General features: G+C 72.3%; 20 protein-coding genes. 13 read left to right on the forward strand and 7 right to left on the reverse strand.

The window, feature by feature from the left end; translation table 11 throughout:
- Window positions 1-40: 40 nt before the first annotated feature.
- Window positions 41-1,012 carry an ATP-binding cassette domain-containing protein gene (locus ACLQ29_RS33985; protein WP_425775459.1) on the forward strand — a complete coding sequence of 324 codons (972 nt, stop codon included), beginning with the start codon at window positions 41-43 and terminating at the stop codon, window positions 1,010-1,012.
- Entirely contained in the window at window positions 1,009-1,818 is an 810-nt protein-coding gene (locus tag ACLQ29_RS33990) for an ABC transporter permease (RefSeq protein WP_425775460.1), read from the forward strand. The genes ACLQ29_RS33985 and ACLQ29_RS33990 overlap by 4 nt, the downstream gene beginning before the upstream one ends.
- Window positions 1,819-1,860: 42 nt before the next feature.
- Here ACLQ29_RS33990 and ACLQ29_RS33995 read toward each other — a convergent pair whose 3' ends face one another.
- Genes ACLQ29_RS33995 through ACLQ29_RS34005 form a run of 3 tightly spaced genes read right to left on the reverse strand, consistent with a single transcriptional unit; the run spans window position 1,861 to window position 2,954 of the window.
- Window positions 1,861-2,277, reverse strand: coding sequence for a PLD nuclease N-terminal domain-containing protein (locus ACLQ29_RS33995; protein ID WP_425775461.1), 417 nt, complete (start codon window positions 2,275-2,277; stop codon window positions 1,861-1,863).
- A 27-nt stretch (window positions 2,278-2,304) separates the two neighbouring features.
- On the reverse strand, window positions 2,305-2,610 hold the full coding sequence (locus ACLQ29_RS34000; RefSeq protein ID WP_425775462.1) for a DUF202 domain-containing protein: 306 nt from the start codon (window positions 2,608-2,610) through the stop codon (window positions 2,305-2,307).
- Window positions 2,607-2,954: a YidH family protein gene (locus ACLQ29_RS34005; protein WP_425775485.1), complete on the reverse strand. Its 348-nt coding sequence runs from the start codon at window positions 2,952-2,954 to the stop codon at window positions 2,607-2,609. Before ACLQ29_RS34005 ends, ACLQ29_RS34000 begins: the two co-directional genes overlap by 4 nt.
- A gap of 87 nt (window positions 2,955-3,041) precedes the next feature.
- Here ACLQ29_RS34005 and ACLQ29_RS34010 point away from each other — a divergent pair, with 87 nt between their 5' ends.
- From ACLQ29_RS34010 to ACLQ29_RS34025, 4 genes are all read left to right on the forward strand, one after another.
- Complete coding sequence (locus ACLQ29_RS34010; protein WP_425775463.1) at window positions 3,042-3,839, forward strand: GNAT family N-acetyltransferase; 798 nt, start codon at window positions 3,042-3,044, stop codon at window positions 3,837-3,839.
- On the forward strand, window positions 3,836-4,249 hold the full coding sequence (locus tag ACLQ29_RS34015; RefSeq protein WP_393372668.1) for a hypothetical protein: 414 nt from the start codon (window positions 3,836-3,838) through the stop codon (window positions 4,247-4,249). The genes ACLQ29_RS34010 and ACLQ29_RS34015 overlap by 4 nt, the downstream gene beginning before the upstream one ends.
- A gap of 188 nt (window positions 4,250-4,437) precedes the next feature.
- Window positions 4,438-5,217 carry an electron transfer flavoprotein subunit beta/FixA family protein gene (locus ACLQ29_RS34020; protein ID WP_425775464.1) on the forward strand — a complete coding sequence of 260 codons (780 nt, stop codon included), beginning with the start codon at window positions 4,438-4,440 and terminating at the stop codon, window positions 5,215-5,217.
- Between the two features lie 14 nt (window positions 5,218-5,231).
- Window positions 5,232-6,191 (forward strand): electron transfer flavoprotein subunit alpha/FixB family protein, encoded by a 960-nt coding sequence (locus ACLQ29_RS34025; RefSeq protein WP_425775465.1) that lies wholly within the window; start codon window positions 5,232-5,234, stop codon window positions 6,189-6,191.
- A gap of 96 nt (window positions 6,192-6,287) precedes the next feature.
- Here ACLQ29_RS34025 and ACLQ29_RS34030 read toward each other — a convergent pair whose 3' ends face one another.
- Together ACLQ29_RS34030 and ACLQ29_RS34035 are read right to left on the reverse strand one after the other, a co-directional pair.
- A complete protein-coding gene (locus ACLQ29_RS34030) occupies window positions 6,288-7,067 on the reverse strand; it encodes an anti-sigma factor (protein WP_425775466.1) in 780 nt (259 codons plus the stop codon).
- Complete coding sequence (locus ACLQ29_RS34035; RefSeq protein ID WP_425775467.1) at window positions 7,021-7,623, reverse strand: RNA polymerase sigma factor; 603 nt, start codon at window positions 7,621-7,623, stop codon at window positions 7,021-7,023. Before ACLQ29_RS34035 ends, ACLQ29_RS34030 begins: the two co-directional genes overlap by 47 nt.
- A 230-nt stretch (window positions 7,624-7,853) precedes the next feature.
- On the opposite strand from ACLQ29_RS34035, the gene ACLQ29_RS34040 reads away from it, so the two are divergent.
- The 7 genes from ACLQ29_RS34040 to ACLQ29_RS34070 all read left to right on the forward strand — a co-directional run bounded on the left by ACLQ29_RS34040 (window position 7,854) and on the right by ACLQ29_RS34070 (window position 14,375).
- On the forward strand, window positions 7,854-8,684 hold the full coding sequence (locus ACLQ29_RS34040) for a DUF4397 domain-containing protein (protein WP_425775468.1): 831 nt from the start codon (window positions 7,854-7,856) through the stop codon (window positions 8,682-8,684).
- Window positions 8,681-9,334, forward strand: coding sequence for a class F sortase (locus tag ACLQ29_RS34045; RefSeq protein WP_425775469.1), 654 nt, complete (start codon window positions 8,681-8,683; stop codon window positions 9,332-9,334). Before ACLQ29_RS34040 ends, ACLQ29_RS34045 begins: the two co-directional genes overlap by 4 nt.
- 102 nt (window positions 9,335-9,436) lie before the next feature.
- Window positions 9,437-10,612: a cysteine desulfurase family protein gene (locus tag ACLQ29_RS34050; RefSeq protein WP_425775470.1), complete on the forward strand. Its 1,176-nt coding sequence runs from the start codon at window positions 9,437-9,439 to the stop codon at window positions 10,610-10,612.
- A gap of 204 nt (window positions 10,613-10,816) precedes the next feature.
- Entirely contained in the window at window positions 10,817-11,890 is a 1,074-nt protein-coding gene (gene mnmA, locus ACLQ29_RS34055; RefSeq protein ID WP_425775471.1) for a tRNA 2-thiouridine(34) synthase MnmA, read from the forward strand.
- A gap of 37 nt (window positions 11,891-11,927) precedes the next feature.
- A complete protein-coding gene (locus ACLQ29_RS34060; protein WP_425775472.1) occupies window positions 11,928-12,932 on the forward strand; it encodes a methionine synthase in 1,005 nt (334 codons plus the stop codon).
- 36 nt (window positions 12,933-12,968) lie between these two features.
- Window positions 12,969-13,334: a VOC family protein gene (locus ACLQ29_RS34065; protein ID WP_425775473.1), complete on the forward strand. Its 366-nt coding sequence runs from the start codon at window positions 12,969-12,971 to the stop codon at window positions 13,332-13,334.
- A 30-nt stretch (window positions 13,335-13,364) separates the two neighbouring features.
- On the forward strand, window positions 13,365-14,375 hold the full coding sequence (locus ACLQ29_RS34070; protein WP_425775474.1) for an ADP-ribosylglycohydrolase family protein: 1,011 nt from the start codon (window positions 13,365-13,367) through the stop codon (window positions 14,373-14,375).
- Window positions 14,376-14,738: 363 nt separating this feature from the next.
- Here ACLQ29_RS34070 and ACLQ29_RS34075 read toward each other — a convergent pair whose 3' ends face one another.
- Both ACLQ29_RS34075 and ACLQ29_RS34080 read right to left on the reverse strand, forming a co-directional pair.
- Window positions 14,739-15,281, reverse strand: a complete 543-nt coding sequence (locus tag ACLQ29_RS34075) for a type II toxin-antitoxin system PemK/MazF family toxin (RefSeq protein WP_393372693.1) — start codon at window positions 15,279-15,281, stop codon at window positions 14,739-14,741.
- Window positions 15,282-15,285: 4 nt separating this feature from the next.
- Window positions 15,286-15,516 (reverse strand): hypothetical protein (locus ACLQ29_RS34080; RefSeq protein WP_425775476.1); only part of this gene is annotated, 231 nt, incomplete at its 5' end.

Consider the following 15,516-nt stretch of genomic DNA (forward strand, 5'->3'; position numbering starts at 1 on the left):
GCCCACAGTGGTGTCACCACTGACGACGACAGGAGTTGCGATGGACCACGCGATCCGCGCCGAGGGACTGGTACGGCGTTTCGGCGCCACCACCGCCCTCGCCGGAGTTGATCTGGAGGTTCCGACCGGGACCGTCTTCGGTCTGCTCGGGCCAAACGGCGCCGGCAAGACCACAGCCGTGCGGGTGCTCGCCACCCTGCTGGCCGCCGACGAGGGGCACGCCACGGTCGGTGGCTTCGACGTCGTGCGCGACGCGCACCAGGTGCGCCAGTTGATCGGTCTGACCGGCCAGTACGCCTCGGTCGACGAGACCCTGACCGGCGCGGAGAACCTGCTGTTGATCGGTCGGCTGCTCGGTCTGAGCAGGGCCGACGCCCGACAGCGCGCCCGCCAACTCCTCGCCGACTTCGACCTCAGCGACGCCGCCGACCGGGCCGCCAAGACCTTCTCGGGTGGCATGCGTCGCCGGCTGGACCTCGCCGCCAGCCTGGTCGGCCGGCCACAGGTGCTCTTCCTGGACGAGCCGACCACCGGCCTGGACCCGCGCAGCCGCAACGACCTGTGGGACATCGTCCGCACCCTGGTCTCCGACGGCGTGACGGTGCTGCTCACCACCCAGTACCTGGAGGAGGCCGATCAGCTCGCCGGTGAGATCGCCGTCGTCGACCACGGCCGGGTGATCGCCCAGGGCACGCCGGAGGAGCTGAAGGCCAAGACCGGCGGTCAGACCCTCACCGTGCGGCCGGCCGACAGCACCGACCTGGGCATCGTGACCGCGATCGTCGGCGAGGTGTCCGGTGCGGTTCCCGAGGTGGCCCAGAGTGCGGTCACCGTCGCCGTGAACGATCCGGGCGTGTTGCCCGCGGTGGTCCGCCGCCTCGACGCCGCCGAGATCGCGGTCGCCGAGCTGGCGCTGCGCGGCGCCAGCCTGGACGAGGTATTCCTCTCGCTCACCGGCCACCGGGCCGAGGACTCGCCGGCCGACACCGACCTGGAAAGGACCCCGGCATGACCGCCGCCACCCTCCCCGCCCCGCTGGCGCCGGCCCGCCGGCTCAGCCCGGCCGCAGGACTGCGCCACACCCTCACGCTGGCGTGGCGCAGCCTGGTGCAGATCAAGCACAACCCGATGGAGCTGCTCGACCTCAGCATCCAGCCGGTGATGTTCGTGCTGCTGTTCACCTACGTGTTCGGCACCGCCATCGCCGGATCGTCAGGTGAGTACCTGACCTTCATGCTGCCCGGCATCATGGTGCAGAACGCGCTGTTCGCCACGATGACGACCGGGTTCGGGTTGAACAACGACCTCACCAAGGGTGTGTTCGACCGTCTCCGGGCGCTGCCCATCGCCCGGTGGGCGCCACTGGCCGGCCGGATCCTCGCTGACACCGTCAAGCAGGCCTGGTCGATCGCGCTGCTGCTGGGCGTCGGGTCGATCCTGGGTTTCCGGGTCGGCAACGGGCTGCTCGGGGTGGTCGGGGCGTTCGCGCTGCTGCTGGCGTTCACGCTGGCCGCGTCGTGGATCTCGGTGCTGGTCGGCGTGCTGGTGAGCGAGCCGGACAAGGTGCAGATCTTCGGCTTCATGGTGATCTTCCCGCTGACGTTCACCAGCAACATCTTCGTACCCACCGACCGGATGCCGGGCTGGTTGCAGAGCTGGGTGGAGGTCAACCCGGTGACTGTGGTGGCCGACGCGCTGCGCGGGCTCCTGGTCAGTGGTCCGGTGGCCGGTCCGGTCCTCCAGACGCTGCTCTGGGGCTCCGGCATCGCGGTGATCTTCGCGCCGCTGGCGGTGCGCGCGCTCAAGCGTCGGGTGTGAGTCGACGCTCGGGCACCGACGCCGGCGCGACCGCGCCGGCGTTCACACCTCCGGCCGGTCACCCTCGCGGGGCGGCTCACCGTCGTGCCGGCGCAGGTCGTCCTCGCGCCGGCGCAGGTCCTCCTCCCAGCGGCGGAAGAGCTCCTGGTCCTGCTGCTTGGCGCGGTCCTGCACGGAGCGCAGGAACTCCGGATCGTCGTCGGGGGCGACCGGCCGGGGCCGCTGCCGCTCGGGCAAACCGCCGCCGCGAGGCCAGCTCTTCCCGGCGCCGGAGCTGGGCTCCCGGCCGGCGACGAACCAGGCGATCGAGCCGACCAGCGGGAAGAACAGGATGATCAACACCCAGGCGATTCGGGGGAGGGCGCGGATCTGACCCTCCTCGGCGGAGAGGCAACTGATCAGCGCGCAGACGGCGAGGACAATCTGCGCCAGGAAGAGGAGAACGTACAGCCGGGCCATCCACCCATCATGGCGCACCGAGTCTCGTCACCACAGTCCGCGAAGCACCAGCAGCACTCCCAGTAGTGCGAGCCCCACGGTGCCCACCGCGACCAGCGGCAGTGTCCGACCGCCGGTGCGGGCCGGCCCGGTGCCGGTGCCGCGGGGCCAGCAGAGCACCAGCAGGGCGCCCCAGAGCAGCACGACGACGCCGGCGATCAGCGCCCCGGCCGGGCCGCCCGCCGACGCCAACCGGACGGCGAGCGCGGTCACCACCGTCACCGTGAGCAGAGTGCGTCGCCAGGCCAGGCGGGTGCGCTCCGGTTGCAGCCCGGCGTCGCGTCCGGTGTTCACCGCCCGCCGACCGCCCGGACCAGCACGGCGATCACCAGCAGCACCGCGCCGGCGCCCACGGCCAGGGCCAGGATGGCGGGAAACCGGGACGCGGGCAGCTCCTGACCGAGCCGGATGGCCCGCTCGGTACGCGCCCAGTGGTCCACGGCCCGGATGGCGACGGCACCGCCGAGCAGGAGCAGCGCGACGGCGATCGCCTCCCGCAGGTGGCTCATCGGCAGGGGCGGCAGGAACTGCGCGGCGGCCAACCCGCCGCCGACCAGCGCCAACCCGGTGCGCAGCCAGGCGAGGAAGGTCCGTTCGTTGGCCAGCGAGAAGCGGTAGTCCGGCTGTTCACCGACCATGCCCAGCTCCGCCGGGTCGAACCATCGCCTGATCGCCGCCCACACGGTCGGAGATTATCCGCTTCCCATCCCGCTTAGCCTGACTCGGTGACTGATCTCGACGCAATGACGCTGCGCGCCGCCTACGACAACCAAATCCGTCCGGAGATCCCCGACCCCGTCCCGGCCGGCGTGACGGTGGAGCGGGACGGGCCGTTGGTGCGCATCATCGGGCTCGACGCCGGCGGCTTCCTCACCTACCGCGACCTGGGTGGACTCACCGGGGACGCGCTGGACGAGCTGATCGCCCGGCAGGTGGCCCTGTTCCGCGAGCGCGGCCAGTCGGTCGAGTGGAAGCTCAACGAGCACGACGAACCGGCGGACCTGGCGGACCGGCTGCGCGCCGCCGGCTTCGTGCCGGAGGACCGGGAGACCGTCGTGGTGGGGCCGGTCGCCCCGCTGGCCGCCGCGCTGCCGGTCACCCCCGAGGGGGTACGCCTGCGTGAGGTGACCTCGCGCGCCGACCTGGAGCGGATCGCCGCCATGGAGGCGGAGGTCTGGCAGGAGGACCGCTCGCATCTCGTCACGGGCCTGGCCAAGGAGATCGACGCCGACCCGAACTCGATCACCGTCGTGGTGGCCGAGGCGGACGGGACGGTGGTGAGCGCCGGCTGGGTGCGGTTCCCGGCGAACACCGGCTTCGCCACCCTGTGGGGCGGCTCGACCCTGCCGCAGTGGCGGCAACGGGGCATCTACCGGGCGCTCGTCAACTACCGGGCGCGGCTGGCCGACCAGCGAGGCCGGACGCTCATGCAGGTCGACTGTTCCGAGGACAGCCGGCCGATCCTCCAGCGGCTCGGCCTCGTCCCGGTCACCACCACCACCCCGTACGTCTACACTCCGTGATCATGGAGCAGCGGTTGACGGACGAGGAGCGGTTGACGCTCAAGACCGGCGCCTTCGGTGCCGTCTTCCTCGTCTCCAACGCCGACCCGGGGGTGCTGGGGGTGATCCGGGAGAGCCTCGCCGCGTCCAACGCGCTCTCCGACGCCAGCGGGACGGTCAAGGAGGCGCTCACCACCGGTCCGCTGCCGCGGCTTCCCCGGGACTCGCAGTTGGAGATCGAGTCGGTGGTGTTGCCGGCGCTGCGGCACGCGGTGCGGATCCTGCGGGACAAGTCACCGGGGGACGTGGACGCGTACCGCTCGGTGGTGTTGGGTGCGGCGGACCGGGTGGCCCGGGCGCACGCCGGGGTGGCGCCCGCCGAGGCGGCGGCCATCGACCAGATCCGGGGTGCGTTGGCCGACCCGGCCTGACCGTCGGCCCGTCGGTGAGCTGTGTCACTCTGAGTGCCCCGGGGAGCGCAAGCTACCGGCAGGTAACATTGCGCCGTGGGCAACTGCACAGCAGCCCGCGGTTGACCTGGCGTCGACCGACGCGCGACGCTGCGCCCCAGACCGGGCGAGCGAATCGCATCACCACACAGGAGGGTCGTCGAAGCGCGATGAATATCGTCGTACTCGTCAAGCAGGTGCCTGATTCGGGCGCGGACCGCAACCTGCGCAATGACGACAACACCGTCGACCGCGGTTCGGCGAACAACGTGATCAACGAGATGGACGAGTACGCCATCGAGGAGGCGCTGAAGATCAAGGAGGCGCACGGTGGCGAGGTCACCATCCTGACCATGGGTCCGGACCGGGCGACCGAGTCGATCCGCAAGGCGCTCTCCATGGGCCCGGACAAGGCCGTGCACGTGCTGGACGACGCCCTGCACGGTTCCTGTGCCGTCGCCACCTCGAAGGTGCTCGCCGCCGCGCTCGGTCAGCTCAATGCCGACCTGGTCATCTGCGGCGCGGAGTCCACCGACGGCCGGGTCCAGGTCATGCCGCACATGATCGCCGAGCGGCTGGGCGTCGCGGCGCTCACCGGCGCACGCAAGCTCACCGTCGACGGCAGCACGCTCACCGTCGAGCGGCAGACCGAGGAGGGCTACGAGGTCATCACCGCCGCCACCCCGGCCGTGGTCTCCGTCTGGGACACCATCAACGAGCCGCGCTACCCCTCCTTCAAGGGCATCATGGCCGCCAAGAAGAAGCCGGTGCAGACGTTCTCCCTGGCCGACCTGGGCGTCGCGCCCACCGAGGTGGGCTTCGACGGCGCCACGAGCGCCGTCGTCGAGCACAGCAAGCGCCCCCCGCGCTCCGGCGGCGCCAAGATCACTGATGAGGGTGAGGGCGGCGTCAAGCTCGTCGAGTTCCTCGCCACCGAGAAGTTCGTGTGAGAGGGGGGTCTGACATGTCTGAGGTTCTCGTCGTCGTCGAAGCCACGAAGGAATTCGGCGTCAAGAAGGTCACCCTGGAAATGCTCACCCTCGCCCGTGAGCTGGGCACGCCCAGCGCGGTGGTGCTCGGCGGGGCTGGCGCCGCCGAGGCGCTGAGCGGCAAGCTGGGCGAGTACGGCGCGGAGAAGATCTACGCCGCCGAGGGTGACGAGATCGACGGCTACCTGGTGGCTCCCAAGGCCACCGTGCTGGCCGAGCTGGTCCGGCGGGTGCAGCCGGTCGCCGTGCTGCTGGCCTCGGCCCAGGAGGGCAAGGAGATCGCCGCCCGGCTCGCCGTCAAGCTGGACAACGGAATCCTGACCGACGTGGTCGGCCTGGACGCCGACGGCACCGCGACCCAGATCGCCTTCGCCGGCTCCGCCATCGTCAAGTCCAAGGTCACCAAGGGCCTGCCGTTGGTCACCGTCCGGCCCAACTCGGTCACCCCCACCCCGGCGGCGGCCACCCCGACGATCGAGCAGCTCACCGTGTCGGTCACCGACGCCGACAAGCTGGCCAGGGTCGTCGAGCGGGTCGCCGAGCAGAAGGGCTCCCGGCCCGAGCTGACCGAGGCCGGCGTGGTCGTCTCCGGTGGTCGCGGCGTCGGCAACGCCGACAACTTCAAGCTGGTCGAGGAGTTGGCCGACCTGCTCGGCGGCGCCGTCGGCGCGTCCCGCGCGGCCGTCGACTCCGGCTTCTACCCGCACCAGTTCCAGGTGGGCCAGACCGGCAAGACGGTCTCCCCGCAGCTCTACGTCGCGCTCGGCATCTCCGGTGCCATCCAGCACCGGGCCGGCATGCAGACGTCGAAGACCATCGTCGCGGTCAACAAGGACGGCGAGGCGCCGATCTTCGAGCTGGCCGACTTCGGCGTGGTGGGTGACCTGTTCAAGATCGTCCCGCAGGCCGCCGAGGAGATCCGCAAGCGCAAGTGACCCTGCGACACGACAGTGGCCGCCCCACGACGGGGCGGCCACTTCTTTTCCGTGGGGAGCTGATCGGCGGGCCGGGGAGCTGAACCGGCCCGCCGATCAGCCCGTCAGGGTGCCCCTCAACAGGCTGTCGCCGGAGTGGCGGGTGTTGTTGTCGTACTGCTCGGCGGAGACGTCGACCACCGAATAGCTGGTGAGGTCGACATTCGGGGGCAGGGGCAGCAGCGCGTCCGAACCGCCACCCAGGGTGCCCACCGAGAACATCTCCATCGTCGTCGGATTGATCAGCCAAACCTCGTAGTACCCCGGGACGCGCGGGAGATTCGCCACGTGCAGATGTAGTTGGCCGTCCCGCAGAACCCGGGCGTCGCCCTTGGCCGCCGGTGGCGTCGAGCCGTACGCCGCCAGCGGCGCGCTCGCCACCACCACAGGCGTCGGAGCGGGCGCCGGGTCGTCCGGTCGCAGCACGGAGACCGTGCCCAGCACACCGACCGCCGCGGCGGCTGCCGCGGTCACCGCGGTGGCCGCCCAGCGCGACCAGCCGGCGCCCCGACGGGACCGGCGCGCCGAATCCAGCCGGGTGACAGTCGGCTCGGCCACCGAACCGGTGGCCTGCCCGGGGATGGGCCGCGGACGGATCTCGGCCGGCGACGGCTGCGCCGCTCTGACCTGGGCGGCGATGCCCTGCCAGACGTGCTCCGGCGGGTCGGGCAGGTCGGCCAGACCCTGCGTCTCGGTGCCGAGGCCGGCCACCTGCCGCAGGGTCGCCACCTCCGCACGGCAGAGCGCGCAGGTGCCGAGGTGGGTGCTCTCCCCGTTGTCCGCCTCGCTCTCACCGAGCGCCAGAAAGACCAGCCGCTCGTGGTCCAGGTGCTGCACCGTCCACCTCCCATCTGCGTTTCAAGCTCGCCATGCCGCGCCGGATGTGGCTCTTCACGGTGCCCAACGGCACGCCTGTCACCGTGGCTATCTGCTGGTGTGTCAGGTCGTCGTAGAAGGCCAGCTCCAGCATCCGTCGCTGGTCGTCCGGGAGACGAGCCAACTCGTCGGCGATCACCAACCGGTCCACCACGCGGTCCGGGTCCGGGTCGGCGGGTGCCAGCTCCGGCAGCTGCCGGACCGTCTCCACCACCCGGGTCTCCCGCGCCGAGGCGCGCATCCGGTCGATCACCTTGCGCCGGCCGATGCCGAGCAGCCAGCCGATCAGCGATCCCTTGGCCGGGTCGAAGGTGTCCCGACCCAGCCAGGCGGCGACGAACGTCGCCTGGGTGACGTCCTCGGCGTCGGCGCGGTTGGCCAGCATGGAGGTGGCCAGGTGGAACACGGCCCGACCGTACCTGTCGTACGCCTCGCGCAGCGCCGCGTCGTCACCGGCGCGGAAGCGCGGGTCGAGGTCGTCCACCGGGGGGTCCGGTTCCTCGTGCAGGGCCGTCATCGGGCGGCTCGCCTTCGATGGGGCATGCCCGACTGTAGCTGCCACAGTCTCCGCCCCACTCTCCCGGTCGATGTCATCTCAGCAGCTCTTCGTCTCGCGACCCCCGTTCGGATGCGGGTGGGGCCGAAAAAGAAAAGTGCCTCCGGCCCGCATCCGCGCGTCGGAGCGGCGGCGTAACCCGTTCTGCAAGCCAGGCCTGACGAATCAGCACCAATCACCAGGAGGCAGACATGCAGTTCTCGTACCTGCGTCGGGTCGCGGCGGGCGGCGCGGTCGCCGCGCTGGCCTTCGCCGGAGTCGGCGCACTCACCGCCACCCCCGCGTACGCCGCCACGTCGAAGGTCTCCGTCGTGCACGGCATCCCGGACACCCCTGTCGACGTCTACGTCAACGGCAAGAAGACGCTTGCGAACTTCAAGCCCGGTGACGTGGCCGGCCCGCTCAACCTGGAGGAGGGCGACTACGACATCGCGCTCACCAAGCCGGGCGAGCCGATCGGCAGCGCGATTCTCAAGGTCGACGACGCGGCCGTGCCAGGCGGCGCGAACATCAGCATCGCGGCACACCTCGACGCCGCCGGCCAGCCGAAGATCACCCCGTTCGTGAACGACGTCTCGAAGGTCGACGCCGGCAAGGCCCGGCTGATCGTCCGGCACACCGCGGCCGCACCGGCGGTGGACGTACGCGCCGGCGGCACCCCGGTCTTCAAGGGCCTCACCAACCCGAACGAGGCCAAGGGCGACGTCGACGCGGGCAGCGTCAAGGCCGACGTGGTGCTGGCCGGCACCGACACCGTGGCCATCGGCCCGGCCGACCTCAACCTCAAGGAGGGCACCGCCACGATCGTCTACGCGATCGGCTCCGCCGAGGGCAAGACCCTCGACGTGGTGGCGCAGACCATCACCGGCCTGCACTCCGCCCCGGGCGGCGTGCCGAGCGGTGACGGCGGTCAGGCCGGCACGGGCGTGGACACCTGGTGGTACGTGCTCACCGGCGCCGGCGTACTCCTGCTGCTGGGCGGCGGTGTGCGGATGGCGACCGCGCGGACCGGTCGCAAGTGACGGTGCGCAACCGCGGCGCGCTGGCGGCCCTGGCCGTCGGCGTTGCCGCGCTCACCGTCGCCGCCGTGGTGGCGTGCGGTTCCCAACCGGCGGGGAACGTGGGTGCCGAGGAGGCGACCACGCTGGCCAGCACCCCAGCGGCGGACGCCAGCGCGCCGTCGGTGCCGATCAGCGTCGGTGAGTTGCCGGCCGACGCGGCGGTCGTCCCGCCGGTACGGCTGGTGATCCCGGACATCGACGTCACCGCCACCGTCAACGCGGTGGGCATCAACGAGCGGACGAACGAGTTCGAGGTGCCGCCCAGCGTCGACCAGATCGGGTGGTACCGCTACGGGCCCGGCCTGGAGGCAACCGCCGGCTCGGTGGTCATCGCCGGTCACGTGGACAGCGTCAAACAGGGCAGGGGGGCGTTCTTCCGACTCCGTCAACTCGACAAGGGCGACACCCTGACCGCGACCGGCAGCGACGGCACGGCACGGCGGTACCGGGTCGTCGCCCGGGAGGAGTACGCGAAGACCAGGATTCCGTTGGACCGGTACTTCGCCCGGGACGGCAAACCGCGGCTGACTCTGATCACCTGTGGCGGGCCGTTCGACGCCAAGGCGCGCAAGTACCGCGACAACATCGTCGTCACAGCGGTGCCCGCCTGACCTGGGCCGCCGCCAGGGCCGGGGTGGTAAATCCCACCCCGGTCCGGTGCCGGGTCCCTCCGCCATCCGGGCGCCGCGGTGTCGGCCGTAGGCTGAACGGCGATGGCTTACCTGGATCACGCGGCGACGACTCCGATGCTCGACGAGGCACTGGAGGCGTACGTCGCTACCGCCCGCGAGGTCGGCAACGCGTCCTCCCTGCACGCGGCGGGTCGTCGTGCCCGCCGCCGGGTCGAGGAGTCCCGCGAGAAGGTCGCCGCGGTGCTGGGCGCCCGGCCGTCCGAGGTGATCTTCACGGGTGGCGGCACGGAGAGCGACAACCTCGCGGTCAAGGGCATCTTCTGGGCCCGCCGGGGAGCCGCCCCGGACCGCCGTCGGGTGGTCTCCAGCGCCGTCGAGCACCACGCGGTGCTCGACGCTGTCGACTGGCTCGTCGAGCACGAGGGGGCCGAGGTTGGCTGGCTGCCGGTGGACGCCGCCGGTCGGTTCGACCCGGAGGACCTGCGCGCCGAGTTGGCCGAGCACGCCGGCCGGGTGGCCGTGGTCACCGCGATGTGGGCAAACAACGAGGTGGGCACCATCCAGCCGGTCGCCGAGCTGGCCGCCGTCGCGGCCGAGCACGGTGTGCCGTTCCACACCGACGCCATCCAGGCGGTCGGTCAGGTGCCCGTCGACTTCGGCGCCAGCGGCGTCGCCGCGCTGACCGTCACCGGGCACAAGTTGGGCGGCCCGACCGGGGTGGGTGCGCTGCTGCTCGCCCGGGACGTGCCGGCCACGCCACTGCTGCACGGGGGCGGCCAGGAACGTGACATCCGTTCCGGCACCCTCGACACGGCCGGCATCGTTGCCTTCGCGGTCGCCGTCGAGACGGCGGTCAAGGGCCAGCAGGAGTACGCGGCCCGGGTGGCCGCCCTCCGCGACGACCTGATCGAGCGGGTTCGTCGGGCGGTGCCCGAGGTGATCTACAACGGTGACCCGACCGACCGGCTGCCCGGCAACGCGCACTTCTCCTTCCCGGGCTGCGAGGGCGACGCCCTGCTGCTCTTGCTCGACGCCCAGGGCATCGCCTGCTCGACGGGGTCGGCCTGCTCCGCGGGGGTCGCCCAGCCCTCCCACGTGCTGCTGGCGATGGGCGCCGACGACGACCGCGCCCGCTCCTCGCTGCGCTTCTCCCTCGGCCACACGAGCACCCAGGCCGACGTCGACGCCCTCATCGCTGCCCTCCCGACGGCTGTAGACCGAGCCCGCCGAGCCGCAGCCCTCCGCACCCCCCGCTAACCCCCCGCCCCCGCCCCGGGCTCCGCCCCTTCCTTCCGGCGATCTTGCACTTTCGGTTGGCGGTTCGCGTCTTGTGCGGCATATGTCGCCGCAGAAAGTGCAAGATCGCGTGGGTGGGGTGGGTGACTGGGCGCGGGTTCCGGGGTTTTCGGGGGTGGTGGATAGGGTTGTGGTGGGGAACTGGGGTGGGAAGGGGGTTCGCTGGTGAAGGTTCTGGCGGCTATGTCGGGCGGGGTTGACTCGGCCGTGGCGGCGGCGCGGGCGGTGGCGGCCGGGCACGACGTGACAGGCGTACACCTGGCGCTGGCTCGCAATCCACAGACCTATCGGACCGGGGCGCGTGGCTGCTGCACGCTTGAAGACTCCCGGGACGCACGGCGGGCCGCCGACGTGATCGGCATCCCCTTCTACGTGTGGGACATGGCCGACCGCTTCCACGAGGACGTGGTGGACGACTTCGTCGCCGAGTACGCCGCCGGGCGCACGCCGAACCCCTGCCTGCGCTGCAACGAGAAGATCAAGTTCGCGGCGGTGCTGGACCGGGCGGTGGCCCTGGGCTTCGACGCGGTGGTCACCGGGCACCACGCCCGGCTCGGCGCGGACGGGCTGCTGCGGCGCAGTGTCGACATCGCCAAGGACCAGTCGTACGTGCTGGCCGTGCTCACCCGCGAGCAACTGGACCGGTCGATCTTTCCGTTGGGCGACTCGACAAAGGCGCAGGTGCGCGCCGAGGCCGCCGAGCGTGGCCTGGCCGTGGCCGACAAGCCGGACTCGCACGACATCTGCTTCATCGCCGACGGCGACACCCGGGGCTTCCTGGCCGGTCGGCTCGGCGAGGCGCCCGGCGACGTGGTGGACGCCGGCACCGGCGCGGTGGTCGGCAGTCACAGTGGCGCGTACGCGTACACGGTGGGGCAGCGACGCGGGCTGCACCTGGACCGGCCGGCCCCGGACGGCCGCCCGCGTTACGTGCTCTCCATCACGCCGAAGACCAACACGGTGACCGTCGGCCCCGCCGAGGCGCTGGAGGTGTCCGAGGTCCGCGCCGTTCGTCCAGTCTGGACCGGCGGCGCACGCCCGGACGCGCCTGTCGAGTGCGAGGTGCAACTGCGTGCGCACGGCGACGTGGTGCCGGCGACCGTCGCCCTCGACGGTGACCTGCTGCACGCCGAGCTGCGCCGGCCGGTACGCGGTGTCGCCGCCGGCCAGGCAGTGGTCGCGTACCGGGCGGACCCGGCCGGCGACGTGGTCCTCGGCTCCGCGACCATCACCGGCTGACCGCACGGCCTGGGTGTCCGCGGGATAGCCTTCGGCCGTGACAGATCAGGCGTGGCCCTGGCCGGCCGGCGCGGCAACCGGAATTGGTTCGCTGCCCGGCACCGACATCGGCGAGGCCCAGCGGGTGGTCCTCGGTGAGCTTCCCGAGCTGCCCCATCTGCCCGAGCTGCCGGCCCGTGGTCCCGGCGCGGACCTGATCGGCCGGTCCGCCGGGCTGCTTGTCGAGCTGCCCGTCGAGGTGTACGCCGGACGGTGGCGGGTCGCCCCGCGCCCGGGCCGCGACCTGCGTCGAGCCCGTGACCTGATGGAACGTGACCTGGACCAGCTCGCCGAGCAGGCCGAGGGGTACGCCGGGCCGATCAAGGTGCAGGCCGCCGGCCCACTGACGCTTGCCGCGTCCGTGGAGTTGCCGATCGGCGGCCGTCTGTTGCGTGACCCCGGCGCGGTTCGTGATCTGACCGGCTCCCTCGCCGAAGGGCTGCGCGCGCACGTCGCGGCGGTGACCCGGCGGCTGCCCCGGGCGTCGGTGCTGCTCCAACTCGACGAGCCGTCGCTGCCGACCGTGCTGGCCGGGCGGGTGCCGACCGAGAGCGGGCTGGGCGCGTACCGGGCTGTCGACTCGGTGGACGCGGCCGCCCTGCTGCGCACGATCGTCGACGCGGTGGGCGTACCGACGCTCGTGCACTGCTGCGCCCCGGACGTGCCGCTGGAGCTGATCCGCTCCACCGGCGCCGTCGCCGTCGCCCTCGACCTGGACCTGGTCACCAAGCTGGACCCGCTCGGCGAGGCGCTCGACGCCGGCCTCGGGTTGTTGGCCGGGGCCGCGCCGACCCGACCGCCGTCGGCCGGTGGCGCGTCGACCTCCGCGCAGATCGCCGATCGGGTACGCCAGGTCTGGGACCGTCTGGGCTTTCCCCGTCGGCAGCTCGCCGAGCAGGTGGTGGTCACCCCGGCCTGCGGTCTCGCCGGTGCCACCCCGGAGTACGCGCGGGCGGTGCTCGCCGCGTGCCGGGACGCCGGCCGGCGGCTCGCCGAGGTGTGATGTTTCCTGTCGTACCCGGTGGGCAGGATGACGGTCATGATTGGACAGCTGCGTTCAGTGGTGATCGACTGCCCGGATCCGCGGGCGCTGGCGATGTTCTACGCCGAGTTGCTCGGGGTGCCTCTCGCCGAGGGTGAGACGGAGGACGACTGGGTGGTGCTGGGCGGTCCGCCCGGTCACCAACCTCGTCTCGCCTTCCAGCAGGCGCTCAACCTGCGGCCTCCGGTCTGGCCGGATCCGGAGCGCCCTCAGCAGTTCCACCTGGACGTGACGGTGGACGACATCGAGAGCGCGGAGAAGGCGGCACTCGCGCTCGGTGCGCGGCGGCTGCCGGGCGAGGGCGAGGGTTTCCGGGTCTACGCCGACCCGGCCGGCCATCCGTTCTGCCTCTGCTGGGACTGAGCCGGACGTGGGTTGCGGCGGCCGGGCATCATGGCCGCCGTGATCCCTACCCCTGCGCTGCGCGCCTCCGGTTCCCTCTTCGGCCTCGCCTACGGTGACGCCCTCGGCAAGCCCACCGAGTTCCTGACCGTCGCCGAGATCGAACACCGGTACGGCCCGACCGGTCCTCGTGAGCTGTCCGGCGAGCCGGCGCTTGTCACCGACGACACCCAGATGGCACTCGCGGTGGGCTGGGCGCTGCACGACGCGCCCGCACTCACCCCGGAGGCGGTGGAGCCGCTGCTGCGGCGGCGCTTCCAGGCCTGGGCGGTCAGCCCGGACAACAACCGCGCCCCGGGCATGACCTGCCTGCGCGCCTGCGGGGAGTTGAGCCGTGGGCTGCGCTGGCAGGAGGCAACCGTGGCCGGGTCGAAGGGGTGCGGGGCCAACATGCGGGTCACCCCGGTTGGCTTGCTCAACGTGGACCTCGACACGATGGCCGGGTTGGCCCAGTTGCAGGCCGGGATGACCCACGGCCACCCGACCGGGCTGGCCGCCAGCGAGCTGACCGCGTACGCGGTCCTCACGCTGCGTGCCGGCGCCACGTTGCCCGAGCTACCCGCGATCCTCACCGAGCGGGCGCGGTCCCAGCGCCTGGTCTACCGGGAGCAGTGGCTGGGTGATCTTTGGCAGCGCCCGGGGGTCGGGACACCGGAGGAGTTCATCGCCCGGGGCTGGGACGAGTGCCTGGCGGTGCTGGGTCGACTGACGGACGCCCTGCGCCTGCCGGACGACGGCGGCGACCCGTGCCGGGCCACCGGGGAGGGCTGGGTTGCCGAGGAGGCGCTGGCCACCGCGCTGCTCTGCGCCGTACGGCACGCCGACGACCCGGTGGCGGCCCTGTCCCGGGGCGCGACCACCGCCGGCGACTCCGACTCGATCGCCGCCCTGGCCGGCGCGTTCGTGGGCGCGGCCGCCGGCATGGCCGCCTGGCCGACCGGGTGGATCGACCGCATCGAGTACGCCGACCAACTCGCCACCCTCGGCACCGCCTGGGACTGACCGCCCCCGCCGCCCGGCCTGGGCTGGCCTGTGCGGCCTGGCCTGGCCTGGTCCGTCTGGCCTGGTCCGTCTGGCCTGGGCTGGCCTTCTCGGCCTGGGCTGGCCTTCTCGGCCTGGGCTGGCCTTCTCGGCCTGGGCTGGCCTTCTCGGCCTGGCTGGTCCGCCTGGCCTGGGCTGGCCTTCTCGGCCTGGCTGGTCCGCCTGGCCTGGGCTGGTCCGGTCTGCCGGCATGATCGACTCGGCTTCCTGGAAGTCGGGGTGTCCGACGGTCTGGGATGCCGCGGTTCCCGGGGACCCGAGTGGATCAACGCCTGGCGCGGCCCCGACGAGGGCCGGGACGGCCGACGCCCGGACCGACCAGGGTCAGGGGGTGGGCAGGTGACGCAGGCTGCGGACCTTGCGCCACAGGTCGGCGTCGCAGCGGCCGGCGTGGTCGGCGAAGGCGGCCGAGCTGAGTCGGATCGGCTCGGTCAGGCTGAGGTAGCTGTCGTGCTCCGCGCCGGGGTCCCAGTCCAGGGTGGGGATCCGTACGTGGTCGTCCCGGTCGCTCTTGTCCTGACTGGTGATCTTCAGGACGTCCGCGCCCCGGGAGTCCGTCCGCAGCACCAGACAGGGCCGCACCTTCGAGCCACTGCCGTCGGCGTACGGCACGTCTGCCCACCAGATCTCGCCGGGTGCCGGGGTGTCGTGCCGGTCGGTGTCGCGTGAGCGGCTCTTGGTGGCCGGCCGGTCGGTGCCGCGCGGTCGGGGCGGGGCGGGACGACGGCCACCGGTGCGGGCCGTGGCACCGCGATCCCCTCGGGTGCCCGAGGGGCGGGTGGAGACCCGGTGCCGCCAGCTGTTCCATGCCCAACCCGCGGCAACTGCCAGCAGGATCGCCGCAGCCCAGAGCAGTGCCTCGCGCATCGCGTTACCTCCTGCCCACCGACGGAGGCATCCCCGCCGCCTGCCCACGGGCGGGTACTCCCGCCTCGTGCCTGTCGGCGGGTACTCCCGCCTCGTGCCTGTCGGCGGGTACTCCCGCCTCGTGCCTGTCGGCGGGTACTCCCGCCTCGTGCCTGTCGGCGGGTACTCCCGCCTCGTGCCTGTCGGCGGGTACTCCCGCCTCGTGCCTGTCGGCGGGTACTCCCGCCTCGTGCCA

It is taken from the genome of Micromonospora sp. DT228, from assembly GCF_049841595.1.
Classification (GTDB): Bacteria; Actinomycetota; Actinomycetes; order Mycobacteriales; family Micromonosporaceae; genus Micromonospora.

What these genes read in the sequence shown, in the direction of transcription:
- ACLQ29_RS33985 (WP_425775459.1), top strand. Translation starts at nt 41, where the DNA reads ATGGACCACGCGATCCGCGCCGAGGGACTGGTACGGCGTTTCGGCGCC.
- ACLQ29_RS33990 (WP_425775460.1), top strand. Translation starts at nt 1,009, where the DNA reads ATGACCGCCGCCACCCTCCCCGCCCCGCTGGCGCCGGCCCGCCGGCTC.
- ACLQ29_RS33995 (WP_425775461.1), bottom strand. Translation starts at nt 2,277, where the DNA reads ATGGCCCGGCTGTACGTTCTCCTCTTCCTGGCGCAGATTGTCCTCGCC.
- ACLQ29_RS34005 (WP_425775485.1), bottom strand. Translation starts at nt 2,954, where the DNA reads ATGGTCGGTGAACAGCCGGACTACCGCTTCTCGCTGGCCAACGAACGG.
- ACLQ29_RS34020 (WP_425775464.1), top strand. Translation starts at nt 4,438, where the DNA reads ATGAATATCGTCGTACTCGTCAAGCAGGTGCCTGATTCGGGCGCGGAC.
- ACLQ29_RS34025 (WP_425775465.1), top strand. Translation starts at nt 5,232, where the DNA reads ATGTCTGAGGTTCTCGTCGTCGTCGAAGCCACGAAGGAATTCGGCGTC.
- ACLQ29_RS34035 (WP_425775467.1), bottom strand. Translation starts at nt 7,623, where the DNA reads ATGACGGCCCTGCACGAGGAACCGGACCCCCCGGTGGACGACCTCGAC.
- ACLQ29_RS34040 (WP_425775468.1), top strand. Translation starts at nt 7,854, where the DNA reads ATGCAGTTCTCGTACCTGCGTCGGGTCGCGGCGGGCGGCGCGGTCGCC.
- ACLQ29_RS34050 (WP_425775470.1), top strand. Translation starts at nt 9,437, where the DNA reads ATGGCTTACCTGGATCACGCGGCGACGACTCCGATGCTCGACGAGGCA.
- ACLQ29_RS34065 (WP_425775473.1), top strand. Translation starts at nt 12,969, where the DNA reads ATGATTGGACAGCTGCGTTCAGTGGTGATCGACTGCCCGGATCCGCGG.
- ACLQ29_RS34070 (WP_425775474.1), top strand. Translation starts at nt 13,365, where the DNA reads ATGGCCGCCGTGATCCCTACCCCTGCGCTGCGCGCCTCCGGTTCCCTC.
- ACLQ29_RS34075 (WP_393372693.1), bottom strand. Translation starts at nt 15,281, where the DNA reads ATGCGCGAGGCACTGCTCTGGGCTGCGGCGATCCTGCTGGCAGTTGCC.